This window comes from Pseudobutyrivibrio sp. MD2005 (assembly GCF_000621865.1).
Classification (GTDB): domain Bacteria; phylum Bacillota; class Clostridia; order Lachnospirales; family Lachnospiraceae; genus Pseudobutyrivibrio.
The window spans coordinates 219,303-231,074 of sequence record NZ_JHXE01000001.1 but is presented as its reverse complement, the minus strand read 5'-3'; the positions used below and the strand labels follow the sequence as shown (position 1 = coordinate 231,074).

General features: G+C 39.9%; 10 protein-coding genes. 2 read left to right on the top strand and 8 right to left on the bottom strand.

Going from position 1 to position 11,772, the window contains the following annotated elements; all coding sequences use genetic code 11:
• Positions 1-13: 13 nt before the first annotated feature.
• The 8 genes from T498_RS16450 to flgM form a co-directional block, all read right to left on the bottom strand.
• Entirely contained in the window at positions 14-442 is a 429-nt protein-coding gene (locus T498_RS16450) for a flagellar protein FlaG (RefSeq protein WP_081779640.1), read from the bottom strand.
• Between the two features lie 894 nt (positions 443-1,336).
• Positions 1,337-1,558: a carbon storage regulator CsrA gene (gene csrA / locus T498_RS0101100; RefSeq protein ID WP_028234320.1), complete on the bottom strand. Its 222-nt coding sequence runs from the start codon at positions 1,556-1,558 to the stop codon at positions 1,337-1,339.
• A 2-nt stretch (positions 1,559-1,560) separates the two neighbouring features.
• On the bottom strand, positions 1,561-2,013 hold the full coding sequence (gene fliW / locus T498_RS0101095; protein WP_028234319.1) for a flagellar assembly protein FliW: 453 nt from the start codon (positions 2,011-2,013) through the stop codon (positions 1,561-1,563).
• A gap of 16 nt (positions 2,014-2,029) precedes the next feature.
• Positions 2,030-3,637 (bottom strand): flagellin N-terminal helical domain-containing protein, encoded by a 1,608-nt coding sequence (locus tag T498_RS0101090; protein ID WP_051524526.1) that lies wholly within the window; start codon positions 3,635-3,637, stop codon positions 2,030-2,032.
• 115 nt (positions 3,638-3,752) lie between these two features.
• Positions 3,753-5,666 (bottom strand): flagellar hook-associated protein FlgK, encoded by a 1,914-nt coding sequence (gene flgK / locus T498_RS0101085; protein WP_028234317.1) that lies wholly within the window; start codon positions 5,664-5,666, stop codon positions 3,753-3,755.
• Between the two features lie 19 nt (positions 5,667-5,685).
• Positions 5,686-7,491: a flagellar hook-associated protein FlgK gene (locus T498_RS0101080; RefSeq protein WP_028234316.1), complete on the bottom strand. Its 1,806-nt coding sequence runs from the start codon at positions 7,489-7,491 to the stop codon at positions 5,686-5,688.
• A gap of 48 nt (positions 7,492-7,539) precedes the next feature.
• Positions 7,540-8,052, bottom strand: coding sequence for a flagellar protein FlgN (locus T498_RS0101075; RefSeq protein ID WP_051524525.1), 513 nt, complete (start codon positions 8,050-8,052; stop codon positions 7,540-7,542).
• Positions 8,053-8,069: 17 nt separating this feature from the next.
• Entirely contained in the window at positions 8,070-8,351 is a 282-nt protein-coding gene (gene flgM, locus T498_RS0101070) for a flagellar biosynthesis anti-sigma factor FlgM (RefSeq protein WP_028234314.1), read from the bottom strand.
• Positions 8,352-8,681: 330 nt separating this feature from the next.
• On the opposite strand from flgM, the gene T498_RS0101065 reads away from it, so the two are divergent.
• Both T498_RS0101065 and T498_RS0101060 read left to right on the top strand, forming a co-directional pair.
• Entirely contained in the window at positions 8,682-10,808 is a 2,127-nt protein-coding gene (locus T498_RS0101065; protein ID WP_028234313.1) for a PTS transporter subunit IIABC, read from the top strand.
• 20 nt (positions 10,809-10,828) lie between these two features.
• Complete coding sequence (locus T498_RS0101060; protein ID WP_028234312.1) at positions 10,829-11,665, top strand: PRD domain-containing protein; 837 nt, start codon at positions 10,829-10,831, stop codon at positions 11,663-11,665.
• The last annotated feature ends 107 nt before the right edge of the window (positions 11,666-11,772 follow it).

Here is an 11,772-nt window from a genome sequence, read left to right as displayed (position 1 = left end):
AGCTACCTCCTACTTATCTCTTCTCATCAACCATAATTCCTGCAAGCTCCATTGCCTTAGCAATCAAATCGAGAGTCTTATCTGCAGGAAATTCCTTAATTACTTCTTTTGTCTGCTTATCCACCATCTTGATAGTCACACGATTAGTGCCATCATGGATACCAAACACAACCTCTGCATTCCCGTTGGCAGATTTAATCTTCTCAACAGCTTCCTTCAAAGAAGATGTAGCCTGAGAACCGCCATTCTTTTCTGCGCCTTCACCTTCAGGGGCAACAGAAGCGTTTTTATTTTCAGATTCAGCCGCCTTCGCATCCTTTGGAGCAGCTGTAAAATCAACAATTGCACTTTCCTTTTGCACTGCTTGTGCTGGCGCCGCTTTAACTGAACTTCCTTGTCCCTGGTAGCTATTCATTGCGCTACTTACTTCGCCTATTTTCATTTCTTTCCTCCTTACGTCCACCGGATTAAAGTCCCATTCTCCAATCCTTTTGGACAATATACATCCTTGTAATATGGGAAATCTTAGTTTTCTAATCCATATATCGGACCATCTCACCCAATACTTTATAGCAACCTCAAAAAAATTTTCCCTTGCCCCACTTTTTACTCCTTGGCATTTCGCTGCCCAAGCTGCCCTTGCCCAGCGCCCCCACATAAATCGCCGGCCCCTGCCCCCGCTCCTGGGTCCTGCTACCCACATGCCAACGGCGCATCATTTGAGCAAAATTTTAGATTCTCTTATTGTTGCAAATGGAGCTTTCTGTGGGTGTACTTTTTTTGGTTTTGCACTTTTGGGGTGGCTGTATGTATATCACAGACACATAGATAAACTCTAATTCATTTCCACACAAGTCATAGGATAATTGCATTCATACTCCATTCACTAAGAAAAATCTAAAAGCAGGTTATGTAAGTTTATATACCGCCTTCAAGTTCAGTCCGTTTCACTATCAGGCTCGGGGTGCCGTCCGTGGCACCCCGTATATAAACTTTACATAACCTGCTTTTGATTTTTCTAAGTTCATTCCAAAATCATGCAATTATACCTATGCTTGATGTGGAAATATATTATCTAGGCTAAGTGTGTCTGTGAGGTACATACAGCCACCCTGCAAAGTGCAAAGAATAAAAAGAACACCCACCAATAAAGAACGCGACATGCAACAATTAGAGAATCAAAATTTTGTGATTGTGCACCGTTGGCATGTGGGTAGCAGGACCTATGGGGCGGGGGCAGGGGCCGGCACACAACAACAGTGGGGGCGCGGCTCGCTTGTAGAAATTTAGAGCAGCAAAATGCCCCGCCACGAATGTGGTGGGGCAAGGATTTTTATTACAGTAAGTTTTTGAGTGCTTCGAGATCGTCCATGCTGATGGCTTGGGCAGCCTCGTTTTCTTTTTGAATTTCAAGGTATACTTCTTTTCTATAGATAGACACTTCTTTTGGTGCCGATATTCCTATTTTTACCTGATCACCGCGAACTTCAAGGACTGTAATCTCGATGTTGTTGTTGATCATAATTGCGTCGCCTGTTTTTCTTGTTAATGCCAACATCGCTACTCACCATCCTTTCCATGTAATGCATCATGAATCAGGAATCGAACTGGCTCGTTGCCGTCAATGATAATCTGATCGCCTACATTTGTCTCTGTGTTAATGATGATAGGTGCTTTCAGGTTGATAGATGCTTCTTTTGGATCCTTTGGTACACGTACTGTGACGAGTACGTAGGTGTTGTCGTCTGTCAGCTCCCCAAGCTGCTCGAGAGCATCTACGTTGAACTGTGGTGCATAGTCTGGCTTAACCTTGTGTGGAAGCATAACTGGCATTGCGAAATCAGTCTCATCCAAGGATTGAAGCCACATGATATTGCCTTTGTCCTTCTTTTCTTCGTCGAAAATGAGGGTGTATCTTTTCATGTCTGGAAATCCGATAAGACCATGAAGTAGATTGATGACTTTTTCATCGGAAATCTCAATTTCGCCGAACAGTCTAGTTTTTACCTGCATTATCCCTTCTCCTTTGTTAGATGTAATTTAGTAGTGTCGAATCGCTAAGCTTTCCAGCAGCTGTAAGCGATGCCTGATATGCGGTGTGGGCTGCTGTGTATTCAATGATAATCTGGGATAAATCTACGTCATCATTTTTCGATTGTAAATCCTGCACAGTTTCTCTTTGATCACCAACTCTCGTCTTGGTCAGCTCAAGAGATTGTCCCTTACAACCCAAATCAGTAATTGCTAAACTTATTTTATCATAATATTTAGTAATTTTGCCTATTTCTGTATCAAAAAGTTTACGCATATCATCAAAGAAGTAATCAAATTCTTTCTGAACTGCTGCTTCCCAATTCTTGAGCCATTCCTGGTCCTTGTCTGATGCGTACTGTGTCTCGCCCATCATGTCTTTAATTGTCTGGAGATTGTCGTATGCATTGATTGTTCTTCTGGCGCTTTCAATCATTTCTCCTAAGTCACGCTGTAGAGAACTGTCAAATACATTGGATGCCTCAGTGTTAATTGTAATTGTCTGATTTGCGGCGATGGTGTACTCAATATCAAAATTGATTACCTTGCCATTTTCATCAAACTTTGTGTAAGTGTTGTTCTTTTCAAGCTTTGCACCTGTCTCATCAATCATCTTTGTGCAGTTGTAATAAAATTCTGGTCGAAGAAGGCCTTCTTCGAAGCTAGTCTTGTCATACTGAATATCTACAGTTGCTTCCTTTGACTTTAATTCTGCTGCAACATTCTTGCCAAAGATTAAGTCACCTGTATCTCTGATAAATACAATGCCGTTATCGGCTACTGTTTTTAGGCCGCCATTTGCTTTAGCCCAATCGCTTTCATTTTCAAAAACTGTAAGCCCAAAGCCTGTTGTTGGATCAGTAATTGTTGTGCCAAGATTGTTTTCGTATACACCATCGGCATCTTCAACAAAATCATAGTTTATCTCTGTGCCATCGTTGTATGTAATCTTTAGATTGTTAAGAGTATCTACATCATCGTATCCTAAGCGTACTCTGTAGTAATTGGTCTGTTCAATATCAGAGATTGCTACATAATTAGGATCAGTCTCGTCTAGAGTGGTAGGAACAACTACATGACCTGAATAGTAGCGCTTTTCTTCCATTTTTGCTTCAATAGAAATTGACTGATCAATTCTATATTTCGTTTTCATCTCATCTTCTGTGAAGGTAAGATTGCTATCTGTTCTGAATCCGGTAAATACTGTTCTGTTTGCATAATCAGCATTGCCTTCAGCATAGAGCTGCTTCTGTAGAGCTTCCAGCTGAGTAAGCATAGTTTTCTTGTCGTCCTGATTGTATGTGCTTGTAGCACCCTGACCTGCTAAGTTCTTACAGTCTTTTACAATGTCCCTGATATTTACTAGGGCTGTTTCTGTAACATCTATCCACTGGTCTGCGTCAGGAATATTCTTTGAGTAGTACTGTGTCACCTGAGATAATGTAGTTGAAAGTCGAAGTGAACGTACAGCTACTACTGGATCATCTGATGGCTTGTCGATTTTCTTCTGAGAAGTCATCTGATTGTTTCTCCTATTAACAATCTCTTTTGTACTGTTAATATTTGAAGCTGCGTTATTCATTATCATTTTGTTTGTAACTCTCATAGTTATTACCTCTTATTACTTTTTCCCCTCATCAGTCAGCTTTCAGCAATTCAAATGTAAGCTTCGCTTACTAGGACGCTGCGAGATTGCTTTAAGCAATCTGCTCGCATCCATGCTATACTCCCGTATTAAGTATCAACCTATCATATATTTCGGAAAAAACTGAAATACATTTAGATGCCAAGTTGTATGCATTTTGGAATTTTACTAAGTCCAGTGCCTCTTCATCTTCATCAACGCCTGATACCGACATTCTCTGCTCGGAAATAGACTTTTCAATGCTCTCAAAATTCTTTGTGAATATTTGGCATTCCTGAGCATCAACTGTGATGTCTGCATATACGCACTGAAGGAATGCATTACCGCCACCGCCTCTAAAAAGCTTTTCCTTGCTCTGAAGGTTTTGAAGCTTCACAACCAAATCAGCTGCATCTACACCTGATGTATAGTTGTCAGCGATTGTTGTGGCAAACTTTCTTGAATCCTTATCAGTGTCTTTTGCTATCGAAAGATTACCTGCTGTAAGCAGATAATATGTCTCTGAAAATGCATCTGCATCATTTGTGTAATCAAATGTCTTTCCATAGGAAATAATCTGACCTGTTCCGTCATCATAGCTGTTTGTAGTTTTCTCACTCATTTCATGTTCTAAGCTATGATCCATTTTATCGATTGCTACGAAGAAAGCGCCCATGTCATTTCCGTCTAAATCTACACCGCGCTGTCCATCTTCTCCACCCATTTCAATGAGATTGAACTGTTCGCAGAAATTTCTAACGAAAAGATTCATCTGATTCTGATAATATGGGATGCCCATGTAATCAACGTCGTCACCGATTTGGAAAGTCTTTGCAATAAGTCCTGATGCTACATCAACGGTTATTGGCTCAGTTAATTCAAATGTAATGCTGGCAACCTTACCATCAGCATCAGTGTTAAAAGTGAAACCGTTGTAGTTAAAATTCATGTTGTTAGTATCAATTTTGCCCTTCAATGGCATGTTAAGCTCATTAATATCTGTGATGCTTAAGTCTGATACTGTGATTGTATTTGCTGTTGCAGCCGAAACCCTCGCATGTAGGTTTTCGTTATTGTTTCCATCACGGACTTCAAACATAGCCTTAAGCTGACCACCATTTGAACTAGGTGTCGCATTAAACTTATCTCCATCCTTTGTCCAAACTAAATCATATAGACCTTCGATATCAGACTGATTATAGTATTCTTCTCTGCTTCGTGAAGCCACTGACAAGGTGTTATATTCATATGTATTAACTAACTGCTGGCCATTAATGTTTACATAGAAATAAGTAGCGCCAGTGTACATATCAGGGTCATTAGAGTTTTTTACGTCTACTTCTCTAACCTCAACATCAACTATCTCTGATAGTTCATCCATAAGAAGAGCTCGCTGATCTCTAAGCTCATTTGCTCGACCACCGCCCTGCTCGATAACATTGATTTGCTTTGTTAAAACAGCTGTCTTTTCTGCAATTGCGTTTATGTTATCTACCGCTGTCTTAATTTCATCGTTGATAGAATTCTGCAATTCCTGAAGCTTTGTGGATAACTGATTAAAGTACTCTGTAAGCTTCTTTGCATCTGATATAAACTGCTTTCTAACTGTATCATCTCCAGGACTTCCCTGTAGTGAGCTAAGTGAATTGAACATCTTTGTGTAGATGTTTGTAAATCCTGCATTATTAGTGTTTTCGTTATAATACTCTTGAATCTGATTCATGTAGTATTCCTTCTTTTGGAAGAAACCTAACGCAGACTGATTGTTCCAATATTTCTCGTCATAATATAAGTCTCTACTCTGAGTTACTGATTTAGCTTCTACACCAGTTCCTGTTGTTCCATAGCTCTGGTAACAGCGCAACGCAGAAGAAGCAACTGTGTTTACCACCTGCTTGCTATAGCCTACAGTATTTACATTTGAAATGTTGTTGGCAGTCGTATTAATCTGAGCCTGAGATGTGTTAAGTCCAGATGCTGCGATTGTCAAACCAAAAAATGTTGATGACATAAGCTAATCCTTTCTAGATTTATACATGACCAAGTGATGTGAGCAAATGCTCAATCATTTCATTTACTACATTTATATATCGGCTAGCTGCGTTATAAGCTGACTGATATTTAATCATTGTTGTAAGTTCTTCATCGGAAGATACACCAATTACACCCTGACGGCTGAATTCAATTTGTTCTTTTGTACCTTCCAAAGATTTCTCTGTTGTGGAATAAACGTTACCAATGTTACCAACTTCACCAATCCACTTTACATAAAATCCGTTGTAACCACATGGTGTGGTATCACTTGGATTAAGATTGAATGTCTGCTGGTTCCAAATTGTGCTTAAGGCTGTTCCAAGTGCATAATCAACGCTTGTCTGATCTTTATATACTCTATGAGGAATATATGATTCCTGCTTCATCAAGTCTTCGTTTACAGTCAAAGATTTGAGTGTGTAGCACTTTGATGAATCTTCCAAATCCTCTTCGTTGTACATATAAACTGTTGCTGTTGATGTCATGCCATTTGTGTCAGTGATTGATATTTCTCGAAGAGTATATCGGTCGCAACCATTTCTTACAAATAGCTCTCTAGGTGGAAGCTCTCCATCTGAACCTACCGAGCAATTCTCTACATCTAAAACTCTTAATTCTGATGCATCTACCGTTACTTCCTCACCCTGATCATTTGTATAAGTTACCGTTGCAGCCCCTTCATATGCATTTGCAACAGTTGTGAGTGGGCTGTAAATATCATTAATCTCTGTTACCAGCTGATGGATTAATGTGTCTAATTCAGCTTCCGAATTCATCATTATTGAATTGGCTATGCCTTTTTCATAAGCTGCTGAGCTAAGCTGATTTCCATTTTCATCTAAGAATGCTGTATAGTTTGTCCAAGTTTCTCCTCTGGCTAACATCAATGCTTTTATTTCGCCAATATCAGTATCTCTTTCAGCATCCACATTTGTAGTATCAAATATCGGATAATATGTATTTAAGGATTCATCATCCTGGCTAACAATATCAGAAAGCTGTGGCCAATATGGTGTCACATATCCAGTTCTTCTATCTGTAAGAATACCTACTCTATAGAAGTTAACATCGTCAATAAACTCCACACCTTCAATATCTACATGTACTACTCCGGTAACGTCCTCTCTATAAGACATCTTGACCATGCCAGAGAGCTTATCTAACAAAAGATCTCTGGTGTCTCTCATATCCATGGCCTTCTCAACTCCGGCAGCCTCAATTGCCTGTATTCTTTTATTTAAATCAACTATCTTTTCCCCAATTTCATTTATAGTGTTTAAGTCTTCTTTGATTTTGGAATTAATGATAGTCTGATAATCTTCAAATCCCTGTTCAACAGCCTGAGCTCTTGACAAAAAAAGACTAGCCTTCTGCAACACAAGATTCTGGTTTACAGTATCAGATGGATTTTTGGCAAACTCTTCGAAAGCCTCCTCAAAATCTGCAATAGCAGCCTTAAAGGCTATTCCATCCGACTCCTGAAGCTGAGTGTATACCTCTTGTACCGCTTCTGAGCTAGCGCTATAAAAAGAATATCGCCCATTCTCCTGACGATATGCTTTATCTAAAAAGATATCGCGATTGTGGGCGATTGTTCCAACCTGCACGCCAAGGCCAGCATACTGTGTGCCGACCGCTGCAGTGCCTATTTTTCTATAATTTCTATCTTCGTAAACAACCTGCTCACGTACATACCCTTCAGTATTTACGTTAGTAAGGTTGTTAGCAGTTGTATTTAAACCATGTGATGCTGACTGTAGGCCTGATGCCCCAACGTATAAGCTTCCAAAACTATTAGCCATAGGTCAATCCTCCAAAGTCTTTACTAAAACTTTAAGGACATCCTTTTCCTACTGTTTAGCATCAAATCCTCTATTTCCTAATATCGTTCCTGTAGTTTCAGCGTTTCTACCATAGTTGGAGGTTTGAGGTGCCTGCTTGGCACTCTTAATAAGGGTAATATCAAACTCCACCATCTCAATGGCTTGTTTGAGCAAATTCTGGGTCTGAAAATTCAATATCTGAACATCATCCGCCGCCTTCACTAATTTATCCTTAGCCTCTGTAAGCTTCTTCTGTTCTACAGGTTGGTTCGATAGATTACTTATCATCCATGAAACGGTAACCTCTTCCCCTTCATGTCCCATCACTGCTGCAATACTTTTCATTATACTTAGACGCTTCTTCTCTAATGCGCACAAGGAATCAGCGATGGCCTGCTCCTGAATGGTAACAGCCTCCAGTACGTCAAGTTTCTTATGGATAATAGAATCCTTCTTTTCTCCATTAAGACTGATTAACTTTTCATATTGTGACCTTTCACCTTCCATGGTTAAGAGCAACTCATCCATTAAACTAGCCACGCTTTACCCTCTCACAACTAAAGAATTGATCCGTAATTAGACAATAGCTTGTCAGCAAAATCATCAGTACTTACATCATAAGTTCCGGCTTTAATTCTAGCCTTGATGTCAGCAACTAGATCTTCTCTGATATCCGCACTCTCAGAAACAGCTGCCTTGGCAACCTGATAATCCTTTCCTGTAGAAGATATCTGCACCTGATCACGGCCCATAGAATTAGCCTTAGATGCTGCACTTGTGTTTTTAGTGTTTGATGTCTGATAGAGCTGAGCTACCTGATTGTAAGCCTCTATACGCATATCGCCACACTCCTTTCCTCCCTTATGTCAATCGTTACACTTTTCATTACACCTCATATATCGGTGCCGTTTGGAAAAACTTTATAGCATTTTTAAAATTTTTTCAAATTTTTCTATTTGAGTTTTCTTCTATTATTTATATCGATTTTTGTTGACAAAACCTTATACGCATGGTAAATTTGTCTGGTAAAAATTTGAATTTTGTGATGTATGTAACTTTAAGTAGGCATAAGCAACACAAGACGCTCGAGGCGTTTTTGTTTGTTTATGCCTTTTTTTATTGCATAGACCTAATCCGCCTCATATCTAATATTTAAGGAGGTCTTTATCATGAAAGACAAAATTTTTGCAGTATTGCAACGCGTTGGACGTTCATTCATGCTTCCAATCGCAATTCTTCCAGTAGCAGGTTTGCTTCTCGGAATCGGTGGTTCATTCACAAACGCTACTATGCTTGAGACTTACCACCTTACATCAGTGTTAGGTCCTGGTACAGTAGGTAACGCTATTCTTACTGTTATGAATGACGCTGGTAACATTGTATTTGGTAACTTACCAATCATCTTTGCAATCGGTGTAGCAATCGGTATGGCAAAGAAAGAAAAGGAAGTAGCAGCTTTAGCAGCAGCTATCGCATTCCTTATCATGCACGCTTCAATCGGCGCTATGATCACAATCAATGGCGGTGTTGAAAAGATGCTTGATGGTGCAACAACATCAGTTTGCGGTATCACATCACTCCAGATGGGTGTATTCGGTGGTATGATCGTAGGTCTTGGAGTTGCATCACTTCATAATAAGTATTATAAGATTCAACTTCCACAGGTATTATCATTCTTCGGTGGTACAAGATTCGTTCCTATCATCTCTGGTTTGGTTTATACAGTAGTTGGTATCATAATGTTCTTCGTATGGCCTTTCGTTCAGCAGGGTATCTACGCAGTAGGTGATGTTGTTCAGGCTTCAGGTTACGCTGGAACATGGGTATACGGTTTAATGGAAAGACTTCTTATTCCATTTGGTCTTCACCACGTATTCTATCTTCCATTCTGGCAGACATCTGTTGGTGGTACTTTCGAAGTTGCAGGTCAGATGATCGAAGGTGCACAGAACTGCTTCTTCGCAGAGCTTGGTGCACAGAACACTATTTCACACTTTACTGTAGCAGCTACAAGATTCATGTCTGGTAAGTTCCCACTCATGATCTTCGGTCTTCCTGGAGCAGCTCTTGCTATGTACAGATGCGCTCTTCCAGAGAAGAGAAAGGAAGTTGGTGGTCTTCTTCTTTCAGCAGCCCTTACTTCTATGCTTACAGGTATTACTGAGCCAATCGAGTTCACATTCTTATTCGTAGCTCCAGCTCTTTACGGTATCCACTGTGTATTTGCAGGTTTAGCTTACATGTTCATGCACATGTTAGGTGTTGGTGTTGGTATGACTTTCTCAGGTGGTCTTATCGACTTAACACTTTTCGGTATTCTTCCAGGTAACGCAATGACAAGCTGGGTATGGGTACCAATCGTAGGTATTGGATATTTCGTAGTTTACTATTTATTATTCAGCTTCCTTATCAAGAAGTTCGACCTTAAAACCCCTGGTCGTGACGCTGATGAAGAAGTTAAGCTTTACAGACGTTCTGATTACAATGCAAAGAAGGAATCTATGGGCGATGAGACTTCTGCTAAGATTACACAGGGTCTTGGTGGAAAGGCAAACATCTCTGACGTAGATTGCTGTGCTACAAGACTTCGTTGTACTGTACACAACTCTGATCTCGTAAACGATGCTCTTCTTAAGAGCACAGGCGCTTCAGGTGTTGTTCACAAGGGTAACGGTGTTCAGATTATTTACGGACCACACGTTACAGTTATTAAGTCAAACCTCGAGGATTACCTTGAGACAGCTCCAAACGAGCTTTACACAGCTGATAACACTACTGTTTCTGCAGAAGATGCAAAGGAAGTAGTTGCTGAAACTCCTAAGAAGCTCGTTAAGACAATTACAGTTTACAGCCCAGCAGATGGTAACGCTGCTGATTTATCTACTACACCAGATGAAGCTTTCGCAAGCGGAATGATGGGTAGCGGTGCTGTTGTTACTCCTGTAGGAGACACAATCTATGCACCATTCGATGGTACAATTGGTTTTATATTCGATACAAAGCATGCTATCGGATTTGTTGGCGATGATGGACTCAATCTTCTTGTTCACGTTGGTATCGACACTGTTAAGCTTGGTGGACAGGGATTTGAAACTCTTGTTTCTATGGGTCAGAAGGTTAAGAAGGGCGACCCACTTCTTAAGATTGATTTAGATTATCTTAAGGCTAATGCTCCTTCAATTGCTACTCCTGTATTATGTACAGATGTTGATGAAGATAAGATTGATGTTCGTCTTGTTAAGACAGGCGATATCAAGGCTGGCGATGCTTTATTCGAGGTTGATTTCTTCGAATAAACACGTTAAAATGTTTGATTATGTATAAAGTAAAAAAAGTGTTGAATCACAATTCGGTTATAGCCGTTGAAACTGATGAATTAGCTGAATATTTAGTTATGGGTAAGGGTATAGGCTTCGATATGAAGCCTACCCAGGCCCTTAACGTTACAGATGATTGTAAAGTCTTTTCCCTTTCAGATACATCTGAGCGTGGTGATGTTAAAGACATTATTAAGCATGTCGATCCCGTGTACTTAGATATTGCTGAAGCTGTATTGCAGCATGCGGAAGAGACATTTGAGCATGTGGATCACAACATCGTCTTTCCTATGGCTGATCATTTGGAGTTTTCTGCCAAAAGAATTGAAAACAATGACCAAATTTCAAACCCTCTTTTAAACGATATCAAAATACTCTTTCACAATGAGTATAAAGCGGCAGAATATGTTAGACAGCTCCTAAAGGACAACCTAGGCTTAGATATTTCTGATGATGAGATTGGCTATGTTGCAATGCATATTCATTCTGCAACTTCCCAGGACAAGCTCTCTCAGACAGTAGAGACTGCCAATGCAGTAAGAAAATGCATTAATGCGCTAGAAGAAGTGACAGGACGTACTATACCGAGCGATTCATTTTCATATAATCGAATGATGAATCATATACGATACATGGTCGTACGAATTCAGCAGCACGAATCTTTAAAAATTGACATGAACGAATATGTATCAAGCAAATTCCCTGAATCGTTCAATATTGCATCCCAGATATGCCATGAACTCAGCAAGAGTCTTGGTTCCCCTACAGACGATCTGGAGATTGGATATCTTGCAATGCATATTGAAAGAGTTAAGGCTGAAGTTCTTGAAGGATAACAATAAAAGACCAGACATCTTAATGGTGTCTGGTCTTTTTGTATCCCAAGGTTGAGAGGTCCTTGAGATGTTAGAGAATTTTGAGAACTATTCATTTGATTAGGAGA

Coding starts and splice junctions, on each gene's coding strand:
- fliW (WP_028234319.1), bottom strand. CDS start 2,013: ATGCAGGTAAAAACTAGACTGTTCGGCGAAATTGAGATTTCCGATGAA.
- T498_RS0101090 (WP_051524526.1), bottom strand. CDS start 3,637: ATGAGAGTTACAAACAAAATGATAATGAATAACGCAGCTTCAAATATT.
- csrA (WP_028234320.1), bottom strand. CDS start 1,558: ATGTTGGCATTAACAAGAAAAACAGGCGACGCAATTATGATCAACAAC.
- T498_RS0101065 (WP_028234313.1), top strand. CDS start 8,682: ATGAAAGACAAAATTTTTGCAGTATTGCAACGCGTTGGACGTTCATTC.
- T498_RS16450 (WP_081779640.1), bottom strand. CDS start 442: ATGAAAATAGGCGAAGTAAGTAGCGCAATGAATAGCTACCAGGGACAA.
- T498_RS0101060 (WP_028234312.1), top strand. CDS start 10,829: ATGTATAAAGTAAAAAAAGTGTTGAATCACAATTCGGTTATAGCCGTT.
- flgM (WP_028234314.1), bottom strand. CDS start 8,351: ATGCGTATAGAGGCTTACAATCAGGTAGCTCAGCTCTATCAGACATCA.
- flgK (WP_028234317.1), bottom strand. CDS start 5,666: ATGTCATCAACATTTTTTGGTTTGACAATCGCAGCATCTGGACTTAAC.
- T498_RS0101080 (WP_028234316.1), bottom strand. CDS start 7,491: ATGGCTAATAGTTTTGGAAGCTTATACGTTGGGGCATCAGGCCTACAG.